We start from the raw sequence: 17,709 nt of genomic DNA on the forward strand, positions 1-17,709 counted from the left end.
TCGCTTCGTGGTGGAGCGTGAAACCTAGTGCGCACCATTCCCCGGTGAACTAGTCGACAGTCGGCACCCAGAACATCAGCTTGACGTGACCGGGGCGGCTGGGATGCGGCACGTGACCTTCAGGAAGGCCCGCATTGGCGCGGATGACTTTCTGCGAGGCTTCGTTGTCGTCATCGCAGGTGAGCAGGACGCGGGCAAAGCCCTCCTTACGCGCCACCGACAGGATCAGGCGCAAAGCCTGGGTCGCATAGCCGCGGCCCTGCTTCCACGGCACGATTGTGTAGCCGATATGGCCCATGGCGGTCGGCGGCAGATCCTCGGTTCCAGGCTGGAAGCGAAAGCCGATCCGGCCGCAGAATTCGCCGTCGCTGATCCAGAAATCGTGCGCCGGGAGGCGCCGGACCTCGCGTCCGTCGGGCAATCGCAGCGTCGGCGAATGGTAAAGATCGTGCAGGAAACGCGCCGGATCGCGGCGAAGCTGCAACAGCTGATCGCGGCTGACATCCTGATCGGTATTCGGCGACCAGCCGCGCGCCAGCGCCTGCTCGTAGGCTGGCAGCCATTCGAGGCTCGGGCGGATGAGGGCGATGGATGACGTCATGACGCTCAAACTGGCATCGCGGCTACCATCCGACAACAACCTCAGACGGTGACCTGCGTGCCGACTTCGACGACGCGGCCGGTCGGGATCTGGAAGAAGTCCGTCGCGTCGCTGGCGGATTTGGCAAGGCCGATGAAGAGTTTGTCCTGCCACAGCGGCATGCCCGAATGCGAGGCGGGCCTAATCGAGCGACGCGACAGGAAGAACGACGTGGCCATGATGTCGAACTTGAAGCCCTGCTTGCGCAGGAGCGCGAGGCCCCGGGGGATATTCGGCGTCTCCATGTAGCCGTAGCTCAGTTGGATGCGCCAGAACGAGTTGCCCACATTTTCGATGCGGACGCGATCCTCCGGCTCGACCCGCGGCACATCCTCGGAGCGCACGGTCAGCACCACGTTCTTCTCGTGCAGCACCTTGTTGTGCTTGAGATTGTGCAGGAGGGCGGCGGGCGCGGTGTCGGGATCGCTGGTCAGGAAAACCGCTGTGCCCTTGACCTGATGGGGCGGGCTCTTCTCGAGCATCCTCACGAGTTCGAGGAAGGGCACGTCGATCTTGCGCGTCTTCTCGAACAGGATGGTGGTTCCCTTCACCCAGGTCCACATCATCATGATGATCACCGAGGCGAGAATGACCGGCACGTAGCCGCCGGTAAAGAGCTTCAGCAGGTTCGCGCCGAAGAACGACAGGTCGATGAAGAGGAACGGCAGCATCAGCGCCAGCGTCAGGCCGAGCGACCAGCGCCAGCCCTTCCAGATCACGATGATGGCGAGGATCGCATCGACCGACATGGCGCCGAAGACCGAGACGCCATAAGCATGGGACAGATTGCTCGACGACTGGAAGATCAGCACCAGGATGATGACGCCGATCAACAGCAGCATGTTGACCCGGGGGACATAGATCTGACCCTGATGGGCGGCCGACGTGAACCGGATTTCAAGGCGCGGCAGAAGGCCGAGCTGGACTGCCTGCCGCGTCAGCGAGAAGGCCCCGGTGATCACCGACTGACTGGCGATGATTGTCGCAAGCGTCGCGAGGATCACCATCGGGAGCAGCGCCCAATCGGGCACCAGCCGAAACAACGGCGATTCGGCGGCGTCGGGATGGGCGAGGACGAGCGCGCCTTGCCCGAAATAATTCATCACGAGCGCCGGAAACACCAGATAGAGCCATGCCGTCCTGATCGGCTTCCCGCCGAAATGCCCGAGATCCGCATAGAGCGCCTCGGCACCGGTGACGGCCAGACACACCGCGCCGAGGACGGCGAGGGACACGCCCGAATGATCGAAGAAGAACATCACGGCGTAAACGGGGTTGATCGCCGTTACCACGCTCGGGTCGTCGGCAATATGGAGCAAGCCGGTAAAAGCCAGCGTCGCGAACCAGATCAGCATGACAGGCCCGAAGAACGTCGCCACGCGCCCTGTCCCCCGGCTCTGGACAACAAAAAGTGCGGTCAGGATCGCGAGCGTGATCGGCACCACGTAAGGACCGAGCGTCGGCGTTGCGAGCCTGAGGCCTTCGACCGCCGACAGCACTGAAATGGCCGGCGTGAGGACCGCATCGCCATAGAAGAGGCCCGCGCCGCCGATGCCCAGCATTAGGACGATCCCCCGGCGCTTGCCCGTCGCCCGTTGGGCCAGCGCCACGAGGGTGAGCGTTCCGCCTTCGCCCTTGTTGTCGGCCCGCAGCAGGATGAAGACGTATTTGACCGTCACGACCAGGACGAGAGACCAAAGGATGAGCGAGAGCACGCCCATGATGATGTCGCGGGTGACCGGGCCGCCGTCGGCGGCAGCCGCCATCGATTCCTTGAAGGCATAGAGCGGCGACGTGCCGATATCGCCGAAGACGACGCCGATCGAACCCATCATGAGGGTCCAGAAGCTCGCCTTCTTGTGCGTCTCGGGGAGGGTCGCCTCTGGGGACGCGGAATCGGCGTGCCCGGACGCCACAGCTTGCTGTTCTGCCATGTGATTTTTTCTTTGCGGATAATCCGCGGACGGCCCTTTGCTCGTAGTTCTTCGGGTGCAAAAAAGGGCGGCCACTCCTCTTCGATGCGGCGGCCGTCGTGCCGACGCGGCGGCTCTCTAACACGTCGCGCTCAGGCTTAAAACCGAATTCGATGGCAGGTTCCCGGACCGCGCAACCCCCTCAAAGCCTTACGACGCCGCTATTCTGCGGCGTCCACCCGTGCTTGGCCGTAGTTCTTCTCGATGTAATCCTGCACGATGGCCTGAAAATCCGTCGCAAGGGTCGGCCCGCGCAACGTCATGGCTTTCCGGCCATCGATGAAAACCGGCGCCGCCGGTTGCTCGCCGGTTCCGGGCAGGGAAATGCCGATATTGGCGTGCTTTGATTCGCCTGGGCCGTTCACGATGCACCCCATGACGGCGACGGTCAGGTTCTCGGTGCCGGGATATTGCCGCTTCCACTCCGGCATCGATGCGGAAATCCAGTTCTGGATGTCCCGCGCCAACTCCTGAAAGACCGAGGACGTGGTGCGGCCGCAGCCGGGGCAGGCGGCGACGAGCGGCACGAAGGTGCGGAAGCCCATCGTCTGGAGAAGCTCCTGGGCTGTCTTGACCTCGACGGTGCGGTCGCCGCCGGGCTCCGGCGTCAGCGAGAAGCGGATCGTGTCGCCGATGCCCTGCTGCAGCAGAATGCCGATGGCGGCCGAAGATGCCACGATCCCTTTGCTGCCCATGCCGGCCTCGGTGAGGCCGAGATGGATCGCATAATCGGAGCGGCGGGCGAGGTCCTGGTAGACGGCGATCAGATCCTGTACCGCCGAAACCTTGGCGGACAGGATGATGCGGTCTCTCGTCAGGCCGATTTCCTCCGCTCGGGCCGCGGAGAGCAGCGCCGACTGGATCATCGCCTCGCGGGTGACCCAGCGCATGTCGCGCGGAGATTCCGAGGCGGCGTTCTCGTTCATCAGATGGGTCAGGAGGTCCTGATCGAGCGAGCCCCAGTTAGCCCCGATGCGCACCGCCTTGCCGTGCCGGATGGCCATCTCGACGATGGCGCCGAATTGGCGGTCCTTCTTTTCCTTGAAGCCCACATTGCCCGGATTGATGCGATATTTGTCGAGCGCTTCGGCGCAGGCCGGGTGATCCGCCAGCAATTGGTGGCCGATATAGTGAAAATCCCCCACCAGCGGCACGGTCACGCCGAGCCGGTGCAGGCGATCGCGAATTTTGGGGACGGCGGCGGCAGCCTCGTCGCGATCGACCGTGATGCGGACGATTTCCGAGCCCGCGCGCGCCAGAGCGGCGACCTGGGCGACCGTCGCATCCGCGTCCGCCGTATCCGTGTTGGTCATCGATTGCACGACCACCGGCGCACCACCGCCCACCATCACCGAACCGACGCGGACGCCGACGCTGCGGTGCCGCGGCGATGGCCCGGCAAGGGCCTCGGGCGGAGGGGAAGACTGTGCGGGCACCAACGGAGAAAGAACAGTCATGAAACGATCCAGGGGCCGGCAACGCGCTGCTGCCGCCGATTAGCTGGGGCCAAATTCACCAAGGGTCAAGCGCTGCCTTATACACCATGGCGTCAGCGCCTGCACGGCAGGTCGTCGCCCGGTATCCGGTCAGGCATGGCGAAACGCCAGACGCTGGTCTTCTTGACGTCCGCGTCCTCGAGCGTGCGCGTCACCGGCACCTCATATTCGGCTAGGTGCTGGAGCCGCGCGACAGGCAGGTAGCTGCGGCCCGGATCGCCGATAAGGATTGCGGCGCCCCGGAGCTGCAGGGCGAAAAGCCAGTCGGTCACCGCCAGCGCAAGGTCGCGCTCGTAGCAGATATCGCCGGCGAGCACGACGTCCCAGCCTTGGTCCTGCCCGACCAGATCGTCCTGCGACGAGGTCAGCGGGACGCCATTGGCCGCGGCGTTCAGGCTCATCGCCGCAATCGCGAAGTCGTCGATGTCGCAGGCTATCACCTGGGCGGCCCCGGCTTTCATGGCGGCGATGCCGACGAGGCCCGAGCCCGATGCGAAATCCAGCACGTGGCGCCCGCGCACCGTCTCCGGGTGATCGAGCACGTAGCGGGCCAGGGCCTGCCCGCCGGCCCAGGCAAAGGCCCAGAACGGCGGCGGCAGGCCGATGGCGCCAAGCTCGTCTTCGGTCTTCTGCCAGAGCGCCGTCGCCTCGTCGGCGAGATAGAGTGAGATTTCCGGCGCATGGGGCACCGGCAGAAGCCGCGTCTCGGCCCGGATGAAGGCCGTGCGATCGGCGATCATGCGGCGAGGATGTCGCGGTAGAGCCGCTTCACCGTCTCCATCACATCCCGCTCCGTGAACCCATCGAGGATGCGGGCCCGCGCCGCCACGCCCATGCGGGCAACCAGATCGGGCGCCTCCGTCAGCCCAATGAATGCTGCCGTCAGCGCATCCACGTCGTCCGGCCGGACCACGAAGCCCTCGACCTGGTCGCGCACCAGGGTCCGGCAACCGGGCACGTCCGTGGTCACGATGGCGCGGCCGCAGGCGGCAGCCTCGAGCAGGGTTCGCGGAAGCCCTTCGCCGCCACGAGACGGCAGGCAAGCCACGTGATGATCCCGCCATACCGCGGCGACATCGCTGGTCGCGCCGTGCCACGTGATGCCGGGCTCGGCGCTCCAGGCTTGCAAGGTCTCTTCAGGAATGGCTTTGGGATTGGAAGGGTCGGGGGCGCCGTAGAGCGATAATTCCACGCTGGCGCCCTTCAGGCGCGCAGCCCGGGTCGCCTCGACCGCCAGATCGATGCCCTTCGACCACAGCATGCGCGCCACCACGGCGATGCGAAGGGGCGGAACGGCTGGTAGAGGCGCGGGCTTGAAGACGTCGGCATCGACGCCCGCTCCGCCCACGATGGTGATCTTGGGACCGGTCGGATCCAGGCCAAGCAATTGCGGATCGTCCTCGTTTTCAAACAGGTAGCGCGTGCGTCCCGTTGCCAGTGCCCGAACGAGCAGCCGGACCGCACGCCGGGCAAGGCGGGCGACGTGATCCTGCCTGGCGCCGAGAAAGCCGAGTCCCGTCAACGCATAAATCCGGCGGTCGATACCCGCCATCGCGGCCGCGACACCGCCGATCAGGATGCCTCGAAGGGCGATGCAATGAACCAGATCGGCCTTCTCCGCCCGCAAGACCGACGCAAGCTGGCCGGCAGCATAGCCGGCGGTCAGGGGATTGAGGCTCCGGCGTTCCGCCTCGAGAGGGATCACCCGCGCGCCTGAAGCCTCGATGATCTCCCGATGAGAGCGAACCCGCGTGACGACCGCCACATCAAGGCCGATCTCGCGCGCGGCTCGCGCCATCGGCAGGAAATGAGACGCGAAGAACCAGTCCTCGGTCACGACGAAGACGAGCTTGCGGCCCGAGAGGGTGCTGGACGTTGAAAGTGTCACGGATGATCCCGATGAGAAGGCCTGGCTCTTCTAGCCGCCGCGCAGCCGCGAGGAAACCCGGCCGATCGCCCGGAACCGAAGGGAGCGGGTGCGGTTGACCTCTCGCTCTTCAGCCAAGGCCCTCATGTTGCTGGAACAGACCGCTCCCCTCCCGAATGTCGTCGATCCCCGCGATGCGGCCGAGACGGCAGGTCTGGTCTATGTGTCGGACGAGCAGCCCGGCATCCGGCGCAAAAAAGCGGGCAAGAGCTTCACCTATATGACGGCCGGCGGCGACAAGGTGGAGGACAAGGCGACGCTCGCGCGGATCAGGTCGCTGGCAATTCCCCCGGCTTATACGGATGTGTGGATCTGCCCGAAGCCGAACGGCCATATTCAGGCGACCGGGCGAGATGCGAAAGGCCGCAAGCAATACCGCTACCACCCGGCTTTCCGCGAAGTCCGGGACAGCACCAAATATGAGCACATGCTGGCTTTCGCCCAGGCGCTTCCGGCCATCCGCCGGACGATCGACGACCATATGAGCCTGCGGGGCCTGCCGCGCGCGAAGGTGCTGGCGACGGTGGTTCATCTTCTCGAAAACACGCTGATCCGCATCGGCAATTCCGATTACGCGAAGCAGAACAAGAGCTACGGCCTGACGACCCTGCGCGATCCCCATGTGGAGATCAATGGCGCGGAATTGCGCTTTGAGTTCAAGGGCAAGAGCGGCAAGAAATGGAGCCTCAAGGTCAAGGACCGCCGCGTCGCCAAAATCGTGAAAGCCTGTCAGGATCTGCCCGGGCAGGACCTCTTTCAATATCTCGACGACGAGGGCCAGCGACAGACCATCACGTCCTCGGACGTCAACGCCTATCTCCGCGACATCACGGACGAGGATTTTACCGCCAAGGATTTCCGCACCTGGGCCGGCACGGTGCTCGCGGCGCTCGCCCTGTCGGAATTCGAGCAGTTCGACGACGAGGCGAAGGCCAAGAAGAACATCCGGGCGGCGATCGAGACCGTCGCGGCCCGGCTCGGCAACACACCGACGATCTGTCGCAAGTGCTATGTCCACCCGGAAATTCTCTCCTCCTATCTCGATGGCGATCTTTTGCTGGACGTGAAGGAGGAGGTGGAAGCCGAGTTGCGCCGGGACCTCGAGGGTCTCAAACCGGAGGAGGCGGCGGTGCTGACGCTGCTCAAGGCCCGTCTCGAGCGGGAACTCGATGCGCGCCAGAAAACTCCGCAAAACGGCAACGTGAAACAGCGCAGGACGAGGAAGGCGGCAGGCAATGCATCTGCGACATTGACCGCGTAGCCAGAAGCCGAGCTTCGTGGGAATATGTGCCCCATCGATGGCAGTCGATCACGTTTTTGGCTTGAAGCTCCGACGTGATCCAGGTGGAGATTGGAATGGACCTCGACGCCCTGATGTTGTCGCGCATCCAGTTCGCCTTCACGATTGCGTTCCACATCATCTTCCCGGCCTTCACGATCGGGCTCGCCAGCTGGTTGGTGGCGCTCGAGTTCAATTGGCTGCGCACCGGCAACGCGCTCTACCGGAACCTCTTCCGGTTCTGGGTGAAGATCTTCGCAGTCTCGTTCGGTCTCGGCGTCGTGTCAGGGATTGTCATGAGCTACCAGTTCGGGACGAACTGGTCGCGGTATTCCGAATTCACCGGCAATGTGATCGGCCCGGTCATCGCCTACGAGGTGCTGACCGCCTTCTTCCTCGAGGCGTCGTTTCTGGGCATCATGCTGTTCGGCTGGGAAAAGGTCGGCGACAGGTTGCATTTTGTCGCCACCTGCCTGGTTGCGCTCGGGACCTTGATTTCGGCGTTCTGGATTCTGTCGGCGAATTCGTGGATGCAGACCCCCGACGGGTTTGCCATCGAGAACGGCAATGCGGTGCCGACGGACTGGTTCAAGATCGTCTTTAATCCGTCATTCCCGTTGCGTTACGCCCACATGGTGATGGCGTGCTACCTCACCACCGCGTTTGCTGTCGCGGGCATGTCGGCGTGGATGCTGTTCCGCTCATGGAAAGAACCGGAAACGCGACTTGCGGGAGCACGCCGATCGCTATCGATGGCGCTCTGGTTCGCCGTCATCGTTGTTCCGATCCAGATTTTCATCGGTGACCTGCACGGGCTGGTGGTGATGGAACATCAGCCGGTCAAACTCGCCGCCATCGAAGGCAACTGGGATCGCCAGGCGAACATGCCCCTTCGGCTTTTCGCGATTCCCGACGAGGTGGGCGAAAAGAACGATTACGAGATCGCGATTCCGAAACTTGGAAGCTACGTGCTGACGCACGCCTTCGACGGCGTGGTGCCGGGTCTCAAGGATGTGCCGCCGCAGGATCGGCCGCCGGTCTGGCCGGTCTTTTTCTCCTTCCGCATCATGGTCGCCATCGGCTTCGCGATGCTGGGCCTGAGCGTATGGAGCCTGTATCTGCGCTGGCGCGGGACGCTCTTCTCCAACCGGCTGTTCCTTCGCGCCGCGATGATCATGACGCCCTCCGGTTTCGGCGCCGTCCTGTTCGGGTGGTTCACGGCCGAGATCGGTCGTCAGCCCTGGGTCGTCTACGGACAACTTCGCACGGCCGATGCGGTGTCGCCGGTATCGGCCGGCGCCGTCACGGCGTCGCTCCTGACTTTCGTCGTTGTCTATGCGTTCGTGTTCGGCTTCGGGTCCTATTACCTCGCAAAACTGCTGAGAAAAGGACCCGAACCAGTGGAGGATCTGCCGGAAGACGATCCCACAAAAACCGTCAGGCGTCCGCTTTCCGTGCCCGATGAAGGGCTCGAGGGCCGGCCCGGTCACGAAGCGCCAATGGCCAGATAGGAGCGGGGTCCATGTTCGGTTTCGGAATGGAATACGAAGGGCTGGCGTTCTGGCTACCGGTGATCTGGGCGGTGCTCATCGCCGTCGCAGTGGCAATGTATGTGATCGCCGACGGTTTCGATCTCGGCGTCGGCATCCTGTTCAGGGGAGCTCGCGACGAGAACTGGCGCGACCGGATGATGTTTTCGGTCGCGCCCATCTGGGACGGCAACGAGACATGGCTGATCCTCGGCGGCGGCGGGCTGTTTGCGGTCTTTCATATCGCCTATGCGGTGATGATGCCGGCGCTCTACGTGCCGATCACCCTCATGCTCATTGCGCTGATCTTCCGCGGCGTGGCGTTCGAGTTCCGGTTCAAGTCCGACCGCTCGAAATTCCTCTGGGACAATGCATTTCACTACGGCTCGCTGGTGGCGACGTTCTCACAAGGAGTGGTGCTGGGCGCCTTTGTGCAGGGCTTTTCCACCGATGGACGCCAGTTTACCGGCGGCACCCTGGATTTCCTTACCCCCTTCAGCGTGCTGACCGGCGTAAGCCTTGTTTGCGGCTACGGACTGCTTGGCGCAACGTGGTGTGTGATGAAAACCACGGGCGAACTGGAAATCTGGGCGCGCCGGATGGCGATCCGGTACTTGATTGCGACCGTCATCGCCATGGCGCTGGTATCGATCTGGGTGCCGTTCCTGGGCCGGCAGCTCGAGGCGCGCTGGTTTTCCTGGCCCAACATCGCTTTTCTGGCGCCGATCCCGCTGATCACGGCTTTTGTGGCCTACCGGCTCTATCGCGATCTCGATCTCGGGCTGCACATGCGGCCGTTCTTTCTCGCGATCGGGTTGTTTCTGCTGGGATATCTGGGACTCGGCGTGACGCTCTTTCCCTACATCGTGCCGCCGTCGCTGACGATCTGGGATACGGCCAATACGGTGAGTTCGCAGCTCTTTGCCCTCGTCGGCTTCGCCATCGTCCTGCCATTCACCTTCGCCTACACGGCCTATGCCTATTGGGTGTTCCGCGGAAAGGTGGCGGAGGACATCAAAGGGGGCGGGTATCATTGATGAGCGCGCAGGTCCCCCGGTCCGGTGCCCGCAGGCTCGCCTGGTTTGCGGCGATCTATGTGTCCAGCCTCGCGGCCTTCACGATTCTGGTTTATGGGCTCCGGGCGCTCGTTCCGCATTAGGCGGGGTGGTCAAAAAGAGCGAAATTCCTCGGTAAATTTGCCTAAGTCCCTGTGGGAAGGGCGGTATTTTTTCAAAGCCTCAAGATCGCCACGAATCCCCATGAGGTTCCCCGGCGAACGGGCAGCCTTCCCCGCCCGGTCAGTCCCCACGTCACCCGAAATTTGTGCGCCGCAGGCGCGCAGGCATCGATTGACCACGTCCATTGATTAAATTGTTATATTGGTGCATTATTGGCCATAGTTTCCCCTTCAAACGGGCTGGAACATATGGTCGCGGATTCTTTTCGTTGACAGAGTTACATGGAATAGGGTTACAAATCACTTGGCGTAACGTAAACTGTCGTCGGGGTTCTCCGGGTCCCCACGACAGGGAGCCAGCGTCGTTCGAACGATATCCTCGCTATCAAACCTAACCACTTAGAGGCCGTCACAAGGCGGCTCATTTCAGGTAGGATCTTTGATCTTGCCCGATGTACCGCAACCGATACCGCGCGGCGTCGGCTACGACCCGCCATGGGATACAAATTATGAAGCAGGCAGCGCGAAGCCGCAGGCAAGAGAGTTCCGAAGTCCTCGACGCATTGAAGGTCTGCCTCCCGTCGTTCGGCGGCGTGGCGGCTTTCTCGGCGGTCGTTAACATCTTGGCGCTCACCGGTTCGATCTACATGCTCCAGCTCTACGACCGGGTGTTGTCGAGCCGCAGCATTTCGACCCTGGTGGGGCTGTCGCTGATCGTGTTGGCGGCTTATCTCCTGCAGGGCGGCCTCGATGCGCTCCGCGGCAAGATGCTCGCGCGCATCGGCGCCCGCTTCGACGAATTGCTGTCCCGGCGCGTGTTCGACCTCGTGGCGGCGATGCCGCTAAAGGGCGCGAAATCGTCCGAGAGCCTCCAGCCGATCCGCGACCTCGATCAGATCCGCGGCTTCCTGTCGAGCCTCGGTCCGACGGCGATGTTCGATATGCCGTTCATGCCGATCTTCTTCGTCGGCTGCTTCATCATCCACCCGTGGCTCGGCTGGATGTCCGTCATCGGCGGCGTCGTGATCATCCTGCTGACCCTTTATACTGATGCCAAGAGCAAGGGGCCGGCCTACGAACTCGCCAAGAGCGGCGCCGAACGCCAGATGATGGCCGAGAGCAGCCGACGCAATGCCGAAGTCATCCGCGCGCTCGGCATGACGAATTTCCTCGGTATCCGCTATGCGAAGGTTCACACCAAACACGTGGATGCAGGGCTGGTTTCGAGTGAATCGACCTCGGGCATCAGCGCCTTCGCCAAGGTGTTCCGCATGGTGCTGCAATCCGGCATTCTCGGCCTCGCCGCCTATCTGGTGATCCAGGGCGAGGTTTCCGGCGGTTCCATGATCGCCGCTTCCATCATGATGTCGCGGGCGCTCGCCCCCATCGAGATCGCGGTGGCGAACTGGAAAGGCTTCACGGCGGCGCGCCAGGGCTATCATCGCCTCGAGCACATCCTCTCGGTGGTACCCGCACAGGAGCAGCGTATGCCGCTTCCGGGGCCGAAGCAGCGGATTGTGCTCGACGACATCTATGTGGGCGCTCCGGGCGGCCAACAGGCGATCGTTCAGGCCGCAGCGCTCGAGTTGCGTGCGGGTCAGGGCCTTGGCCTCATCGGACCCAGCGCCTCCGGCAAATCGACCCTTGCCCGTGCCATCGTCGGCGTCTGGCCCACCTTGCGTGGCGATATCCGCCTCGACGGCGCCGCCGTCGAGCAATGGGAATCGGACGATCTCGGTCGCCACATCGGCTACCTGCCGCAGGATGTCGAGCTTTTCGACGGCACCGTGGCGGAGAACATCTCTCGCTTCCGGCACGAGCCCTCGCCGGAATCGATTATCAAAGCGGCGCAGACCGCCGGCGCCCATGAGTTGATCCTCGGCCTGCCCGACGGCTACGACACGCATATCGGCGAAGGCGGCGCCTCGCTCTCCGGTGGCCAGCGTCAGCGCGTGGCCCTGGCCCGGGCGCTCTACGGCGATCCCTTCCTGGTCGTCCTCGACGAGCCCAATGCCAGTCTCGACGGCGCTGGCGACGAGGCTCTCAACGGCGCCATTCTATCCGTACGCAACCGCGGCGGCATCGTGATTGTCATCACACATCGCCCCGCCGCCCTCGGCAATGTGGATATGGTCGGCATCATGGAAGAGGGCCGCATCAAGGCCCTCGGCCCCCGCGATGAAGTCCTGCAATCAGTCATGAAACGTAACGCCACGCCTGCAGTCCCTCCGGCTGCACCGCGGGCTGCGCCGGGCACGTCCCTGCGGGAGGTCGGATAATGTTGATCCAGCAAGCTCCTAAGAAGTCGAAGCACCAGGCGGCCATCCGCCGGGCGACGATCGCGGGCGCCTCCATGATCGCCCTGTTCGGCGGCACCATCGGCTTGTGGGCCGGCACCGCGACCTTATCCGGCGCCGTCATGGCGGGTGGTCAATTCGTGGTCGATTCCAGCATCAAGAAGATTCAGCACGGGACCGGCGGCATCGTGGGCGAATTGAACGTGCGCGAAGGCCAGCGCGTCGGCGAGGGCGAATTGCTCGTCCGCCTCGACGAGACGGTGACCCGCGCCAACCTGCAGGTGGTGTCGAAGCAGCTTGACGAATTCGTCGCTCGCCAAGCCCGGCTCGAGGCGGAGCGAGATAGTTTGCCGGCGGTTCCGACCCCACCGGAATTCGCCGACCGCATGAGCGAGCCCGCCATCGCCAAGATCATGAGTTCCGAGCGCACCCTGTTCGAAGCCCGCCGGGCCGCACGCGATGCGCAGAAGGACCAGCTCAAGAAGCGGATTTCGCAATCGCAGGACGAGATTACGGGATTGCGCGCCCAGCAGACCTCAAAAGCCCGCGAGGCCACCCTCATCACCGAGGAATTGAAAGGCGTTCGCGAGCTCTACGAGAAGAATCTCGTGCAGCTTCCGCGCCTCAACGCTCTTGAACGCGATGGCGCCAGCATCGACGGCCAGCGCGGGCAGTTGATCGCCGCCGTTGCCCAAGCGGAGGGCCGCATCGCCGAAACATCGTTCCAGATGATCCAGGTGGACGAGCAGATGCGCGCCGAAGCGATGCAGGAGCTTCGCGAAATGCAGGGCAAGATCGCCGAATATACCGAACGGCGGGTCGCAGCCGAAGACCAACTGAAGCGCACCGACATCCGCTCGCCTTCTCCAGGTTTCGTCCATCAGCTCAATGTCCACACCGTCGGCGGCGTCATTTCGCCGGCCGAGCCGGTGATGTTCATCGTGCCGGACAACGACACCCTCGATCTGGAGGCGCGCGTCCAGCCCTCCGATATCGATCAGGTTGCGATCGGACAGAAGGCCACCGTCCGGGTGCACGCGTCTCACGCCCGTTCGATTCCAGAATTGCACGGGGCGGTCTCGCGAATTTCGGCCGATGTGACGAACGACCAGCGAACCGGAGCATCCTACTACACGATCCGCGTCGCGCTGCCGGCCGATGAGATCAAGCGCCTGGGCCATCTGCGGCTCATCGCGGGCATGCAGGCGGAAGTGTTCGTTCAGGTGAATGAACGCACGCCCTTCGAATATCTCGTCAAGCCGCTCGAGGAACAGATCGCCCGCGCGTTCCGCGAGCACTGAAACCTCCAAAAGCCGATCCGGCGAAGGATCCCTGGGTCTCGCCGAAGATCATGTGCCACACGCGAGACAGAGCGGATTAAATTCGAAGAAGTTAAAGTTGAATCCGACTCTGATCGTCATCCGCAGCGGTTGCTTTCAAGCCCGCTGCGGATTTTTTTTGACCAGCCCGCCACACGGTCAAGCTGGAGCGAACCGGTGCATGTCCGGTTCAGATTTGGCCGATTATGAATGGGAATCACCATGGGGGCGGTCGCTCGGTTGATCCGAGCGGCACAGCGCCCCACCTCGCGTATTCTGGGAGGAAACTTTCACGCGGCTTGCGAGTTCAAGCTTAGCAATTAAGCGGGCGCAGCGCCGCGGGAGTTCCCTGAGCCTGGCGTCTGCCCGATGGGTTATCGCGTCCTGAAGCATAATGTTGGTATGGACGCTCCTGCGCCGATGAGAACGAGAAACCGGCGGAGAATGAGCGAAGGTTTGGAGACACGGTTGAAGGGCGGCGGAGACAAATGGGCACTTTTCCTCGATTTCGACGGCACCCTCGTCGACATTGTCGAACGCCCGAGCGAAGTCGTGGTTGATCCGGAACTGCCGGAGGTCCTTGCGCGTCTGCAGGAAAAGCTCGACGGGGCGCTTGCGATCATCAGCGGGCGACCGATCGCCTTTCTGGATGAACGCCTTGGGTCCTCGCGCTTCGATAGCGCCGGGTTGCACGGGCTGGAACATCGCATCGGCGACGACCTCTATCTCTGCCAGGCCGAGGATCACCCGGCCTTGCGCGCCGTCGTCGAGAGGTTGCGCGAAATCGTCAGTGCCAAGCCCGGCCTTATAATCGAGGACAAGGGTTGTTCGGTGGCGCTCCACTGGCGGCTGGCGGCACACGAGAAAGAGTTCTGCATCGCGACCGCCCATGCGGCTCTCGAAAGCCTCGGTCCCGATTACCGGGTGCAATTCGGCAAGGCCGTGGCCGAGATTCTTCCCTCGGCTGCCGGCAAGGGCAAGGTGATCGAATCATTCCTGCATGAACCGCCTTACCGGGGGCGTCGTCCCGTCTTCATCGGCGACGATCTGACGGATGAAAGCGGCTTCAAGGCCGTGAATGCCCAAGGTGGCATCTCGGTTCGCATCGGCCTTGGCGACACCGTCGCTCACCAGCGTCTCGGAACGCCTGCCGAATTACGGCATTCACTCCTCGAATGGGCCGCCGGCGGCCCTCTCCCTTTCGAACGGAACATCTGACCACATGAGCTCGCTTGACCTTGCCGTTATCGGCAATTGCATGATTTCGGCGCTGGTCGACCGGCGCGCGCAGATCGTCTGGAGCTGCTTCCCGCGCTTCGACGGCGACCCTGTTTTCTCCGCCCTCCTCGATAGCCCCGAGGGCCGATCCGACGAAGAGCAGCGCGGCGTCTTCGCCATCGACCAGATCGGCATGCAGACCTGCGAACAGGTCTACGTGGAGAACACCGCCGTCCTGATTTCGACGATGACCGATTCGTTCGGCAATATTCTGGAGGTCACGGATTTCGCGCCGCGTTTCAAACATTTCGACCGGACCTTCCGGCCGCCTCAACTGATCCGGCGTGTGCGGGCCATCAAGGGACGTCCGCGTATCCGCGTCCGGATTCGGCCGCATTTCGCATGGGGCGAGCAGCAACCGTCGACAACGCGGGGCAGCAATCACATGCGATTCGTCGGTCCGCATCATTCCTTGCGACTGACCACCGACGCACCCATCACCTACGTGGCCCAGGAGCGGCCCTTCGTCGTCGACAGGCCGTTGTCGTTCTTCTTCGGCGAGGACGAGCCGCTGCGCTCGGACGCCGATTCGACCGCACGGGAATTCCTCGATCAGACCATCGATTTCTGGCGCGACTGGGTGCGCTCGCTCTCGGTTCCGTTCGAGTGGCAGGAGGCGGTGATCCGTGCGGCTATCACGCTCAAACTCTGCAATTTCGAGGAAACCGGTGCCATCGTGGCAGCGCTGACGACCTCGGTGCCCGAGGCGCCTCACACGCAGCGCAATTGGGATTACCGGTTCTGCTGGCTGCGCGACGCCTATTTCGTCATTCAGGCGCTCAACCGGCTCGGCACCACGCGCACGATGGAAGAGTACCTGACATACATCACCAACATCGTCGACGATTCCGACGCGGATCCTCATCAGCGCGACATGCCGCCTCTCTTCAGCATCACCCGATCGCCCGATCTCGAGGAGCGGCAGGCCGAGGCGCTGGCGGGCTACCGCGGCATGGGGCCGGTCCGTGTCGGCAACGCGGCCTACACCCAGATCCAGAACGACGCCTATGGCAGCATCGTTCTGGCGTCGACGCACGCCTTTCTCGACCGCAGGATGATCCGCCCGGGCAATCAGGAATTGTTCGAGCATCTCGAGAATCTGGGCCGGCGCGCCATCGAGGTGTTCGATCAGCCGGATGCCGGGCCGTGGGAATTGCGCACCATGGCGGCGGTTCACACTTTCCCAAGCGTCATGTGCTGGGCGGCCTGCGATCGGCTCGACAAGATCGCCCAGGCGATGAACCGGCCGGATCGGGCGGCGTTCTGGCGTGCCCAGGCGGACCTGATGCACGCGGTGATCGACGAACGGGCCTACAATCCGAAGACCGGAACCTTCGTTTCCTCGTTCGGCGGCGAACATCTTGACGCCACGCTGCTGTTGCTGGCGGAGATCGATTTTGTCTCGCCCGACGATCCACGCTTCATTGCGACCGTGGATGCGGTCGGGCAAAAATTGAGACGGGGCGATCTTCTTCTGCGCTACGACGTGGAAGACGATTTCGGCCTGATGCATACGGCCTTCATGATCTGCGGGTTCTGGTACGTGGACGCGCTGAATGTCATCGGCCGCAAGGAAGAGGCGCGCGAATTGTTCGAGCGGATCCTCAAGCTTCGTAACTCTTTCGGCCTGTTTTCCGAGGATGCCGACTTCACGACCGGCGAGTTATGGGGCAATTTCCCCCAGACATACTCGATGGTGGGGCTCATCAATTCTGCCGTGCGCCTGAGTCGAAGCTGGGAGAATGCGTTCTGATCCGGGCCGCTTCAAGAGCCAGAAAGGTCGGCCAAGTCTGATGTACGCGTTTCCCGTTCTGCTCGGCGACATTGGCGGCACGAATGCCCGGTTTGCCGTTCTGCCCGGCCCCGGAGAGCCGATCCGGTTTCTGCCGCGAACCCTCACGGCGCAGACCGCCGATCCGATCGAGGCCATTCGCATCGCCCTCAAGGTCTATCAAGGAGACGCACCCCGCTCGGCCATGATCGCGGTAGCGACCCGGGTCGACAAATCGGTGATCCGGCTGACCAACGCCCATTGGACCATCGATGCCGCGGCCATCGGCACGGCGCTGAGCCTTGAACGGGTGACGCTCGTCAACGATTACACGCCGGTTGCGGCCTCGGTCACGGTTCTCGATGCAGCACGGGGCGATCTTGTGCCGCTTGGTGGGTCCGGGTCGGCGGGGACCGGCACGCGGGTGGTCTTGGGCCCGGGCACGGGCTTTGGGGTTGCGGCCCTGGTGCCGGTCGGCCAGCAGCTCGCCATCCTGGCGACCGAAGCGGGCCATGTGGAGTTTGGCCCGACGACCGAAGGCGAGGCGGAATTTTGGCCCCATCTCGAACGGGTCGGCGGGCGAGTCACTGCCGAAGTCGTCCTGTCCGGCCCCGGCCTGTTCCGGCTGTCGCGGGCTTTGGCGGCGCGACAAGGTTTGGTATGCCCCTTTTCGGTCCCCAATGACGTGCTTGCCGCCGCGCGGGAAGGGGACGCCCTGGCGTGTGAAACACTCGACATCTTCGCCTCTTGGCTTGGCCGTTTCGCAGGTGATCTCGCGCTCACCTTCGAGGCCTCGGGCGGCGTTTTCATCGCCGGCGGCATCGCGCCGCGCATGGTCGATATTCTCGAAAAGGGCGGCTTTCGGGCTTCCTTCGACCGCAAGGCGCCTCATGATGCGTGGGCGCGCTCTGTTCCCGCCTTCGTGATCGTCAATCCCGAGCCGGCTTTGCACGGGCTCGCCGCGCTGGTCACCGACCCGGCCCGTTTCGTCTTCGGATCGCAAGGGTGGCAGCAGGCTTGAGT

General features: G+C 63.3%; 14 protein-coding genes. 9 read left to right on the plus strand and 5 right to left on the minus strand.

Annotated elements, in window-relative coordinates:
• Positions 1 to 49: 49 nt before the first annotated feature.
• From FEZ63_RS08275 to FEZ63_RS08295, 5 genes are all read right to left on the minus strand, one after another.
• Positions 50 to 601, minus strand: a complete 552-nt coding sequence (locus FEZ63_RS08275; protein ID WP_150943224.1) for a GNAT family N-acetyltransferase — start codon at positions 599 to 601, stop codon at positions 50 to 52.
• 41 nt (positions 602 to 642) lie between these two features.
• A complete protein-coding gene (locus tag FEZ63_RS08280; protein WP_150943226.1) occupies positions 643 to 2,574 on the minus strand; it encodes a potassium transporter Kup in 1,932 nt (643 codons plus the stop codon).
• A 200-nt stretch (positions 2,575 to 2,774) separates the two neighbouring features.
• Complete coding sequence (gene ispG, locus FEZ63_RS08285; RefSeq protein WP_150943228.1) at positions 2,775 to 4,070, minus strand: flavodoxin-dependent (E)-4-hydroxy-3-methylbut-2-enyl-diphosphate synthase; 1,296 nt, start codon at positions 4,068 to 4,070, stop codon at positions 2,775 to 2,777.
• Between the two features lie 92 nt (positions 4,071 to 4,162).
• The gene (locus FEZ63_RS08290; RefSeq protein ID WP_150943230.1) at positions 4,163 to 4,849 is read right to left on the minus strand and encodes a class I SAM-dependent methyltransferase; all 687 of its coding nucleotides are present in this window, start codon (positions 4,847 to 4,849) and stop codon (positions 4,163 to 4,165) included.
• On the minus strand, positions 4,846 to 5,997 hold the full coding sequence (locus FEZ63_RS08295; protein WP_150943232.1) for a glycosyltransferase family 4 protein: 1,152 nt from the start codon (positions 5,995 to 5,997) through the stop codon (positions 4,846 to 4,848). The genes FEZ63_RS08290 and FEZ63_RS08295 overlap by 4 nt, the downstream gene beginning before the upstream one ends.
• Positions 5,998 to 6,121: 124 nt before the next feature.
• Here FEZ63_RS08295 and FEZ63_RS08300 point away from each other — a divergent pair, with 124 nt between their 5' ends.
• The 9 genes from FEZ63_RS08300 (at position 6,122) to FEZ63_RS08335 (ending at position 17,707) form a co-directional block, all read left to right on the plus strand.
• On the plus strand, positions 6,122 to 7,297 hold the full coding sequence (locus tag FEZ63_RS08300; protein WP_150944115.1) for a DNA topoisomerase IB: 1,176 nt from the start codon (positions 6,122 to 6,124) through the stop codon (positions 7,295 to 7,297).
• Positions 7,298 to 7,410: 113 nt separating this feature from the next.
• Positions 7,411 to 8,826, plus strand: coding sequence for a cytochrome ubiquinol oxidase subunit I (locus tag FEZ63_RS08305; protein WP_420846269.1), 1,416 nt, complete (start codon positions 7,411 to 7,413; stop codon positions 8,824 to 8,826).
• 11 nt (positions 8,827 to 8,837) lie between these two features.
• The gene (gene cydB, locus FEZ63_RS08310; RefSeq protein ID WP_150943236.1) at positions 8,838 to 9,881 is read left to right on the plus strand and encodes a cytochrome d ubiquinol oxidase subunit II; all 1,044 of its coding nucleotides are present in this window, start codon (positions 8,838 to 8,840) and stop codon (positions 9,879 to 9,881) included.
• Positions 9,881 to 10,003 carry a hypothetical protein gene (locus FEZ63_RS25915; protein ID WP_275552342.1) on the plus strand — a complete coding sequence of 41 codons (123 nt, stop codon included), beginning with the start codon at positions 9,881 to 9,883 and terminating at the stop codon, positions 10,001 to 10,003. The genes cydB and FEZ63_RS25915 overlap by 1 nt, the downstream gene beginning before the upstream one ends.
• Positions 10,004 to 10,530: 527 nt before the next feature.
• A complete protein-coding gene (locus FEZ63_RS08315) occupies positions 10,531 to 12,300 on the plus strand; it encodes a type I secretion system permease/ATPase (RefSeq protein WP_150943238.1) in 1,770 nt (589 codons plus the stop codon).
• Positions 12,300 to 13,619, plus strand: coding sequence for an HlyD family type I secretion periplasmic adaptor subunit (locus FEZ63_RS08320; RefSeq protein WP_201274119.1), 1,320 nt, complete (start codon positions 12,300 to 12,302; stop codon positions 13,617 to 13,619). Before FEZ63_RS08315 ends, FEZ63_RS08320 begins: the two co-directional genes overlap by 1 nt.
• A 462-nt stretch (positions 13,620 to 14,081) precedes the next feature.
• Positions 14,082 to 14,855: a trehalose-phosphatase gene (gene otsB, locus FEZ63_RS08325; RefSeq protein WP_150943240.1), complete on the plus strand. Its 774-nt coding sequence runs from the start codon at positions 14,082 to 14,084 to the stop codon at positions 14,853 to 14,855.
• Positions 14,856 to 14,859: 4 nt separating this feature from the next.
• Positions 14,860 to 16,668, plus strand: a complete 1,809-nt coding sequence (locus FEZ63_RS08330; protein WP_150943242.1) for a glycoside hydrolase family 15 protein — start codon at positions 14,860 to 14,862, stop codon at positions 16,666 to 16,668.
• Positions 16,658 to 17,707, plus strand: a complete 1,050-nt coding sequence (locus FEZ63_RS08335) for a glucokinase (RefSeq protein ID WP_338042205.1) — start codon at positions 16,658 to 16,660, stop codon at positions 17,705 to 17,707. Before FEZ63_RS08330 ends, FEZ63_RS08335 begins: the two co-directional genes overlap by 11 nt.
• The last annotated feature ends 2 nt before the right edge of the window (positions 17,708 to 17,709 follow it).

This window comes from Microvirga brassicacearum (assembly GCF_008757455.1).
Taxonomy (GTDB): Bacteria; Pseudomonadota; Alphaproteobacteria; order Rhizobiales; family Beijerinckiaceae; genus Microvirga; species Microvirga brassicacearum.

Bases quoted from the DNA above. Each gene is read 5' to 3' on its own strand.
- FEZ63_RS08315 (WP_150943238.1), top strand. From the start codon at position 10,531: ATGAAGCAGGCAGCGCGAAGCCGCAGGCAAGAGAGTTCCGAAGTCCTC.
- FEZ63_RS08290 (WP_150943230.1), bottom strand. From the start codon at position 4,849: ATGATCGCCGATCGCACGGCCTTCATCCGGGCCGAGACGCGGCTTCTG.
- FEZ63_RS08275 (WP_150943224.1), bottom strand. From the start codon at position 601: ATGACGTCATCCATCGCCCTCATCCGCCCGAGCCTCGAATGGCTGCCA.
- FEZ63_RS08330 (WP_150943242.1), top strand. From the start codon at position 14,860: ATGAGCTCGCTTGACCTTGCCGTTATCGGCAATTGCATGATTTCGGCG.
- FEZ63_RS08320 (WP_201274119.1), top strand. From the start codon at position 12,300: ATGTTGATCCAGCAAGCTCCTAAGAAGTCGAAGCACCAGGCGGCCATC.
- ispG (WP_150943228.1), bottom strand. From the start codon at position 4,070: ATGACTGTTCTTTCTCCGTTGGTGCCCGCACAGTCTTCCCCTCCGCCC.
- cydB (WP_150943236.1), top strand. From the start codon at position 8,838: ATGTTCGGTTTCGGAATGGAATACGAAGGGCTGGCGTTCTGGCTACCG.
- otsB (WP_150943240.1), top strand. From the start codon at position 14,082: ATGAGCGAAGGTTTGGAGACACGGTTGAAGGGCGGCGGAGACAAATGG.
- FEZ63_RS08305 (WP_420846269.1), top strand. From the start codon at position 7,411: ATGTTGTCGCGCATCCAGTTCGCCTTCACGATTGCGTTCCACATCATC.
- FEZ63_RS08335 (WP_338042205.1), top strand. From the start codon at position 16,658: ATGCGTTCTGATCCGGGCCGCTTCAAGAGCCAGAAAGGTCGGCCAAGT.
- FEZ63_RS08300 (WP_150944115.1), top strand. From the start codon at position 6,122: ATGTTGCTGGAACAGACCGCTCCCCTCCCGAATGTCGTCGATCCCCGC.
- FEZ63_RS08280 (WP_150943226.1), bottom strand. From the start codon at position 2,574: ATGGCAGAACAGCAAGCTGTGGCGTCCGGGCACGCCGATTCCGCGTCC.
- FEZ63_RS25915 (WP_275552342.1), top strand. From the start codon at position 9,881: ATGAGCGCGCAGGTCCCCCGGTCCGGTGCCCGCAGGCTCGCCTGGTTT.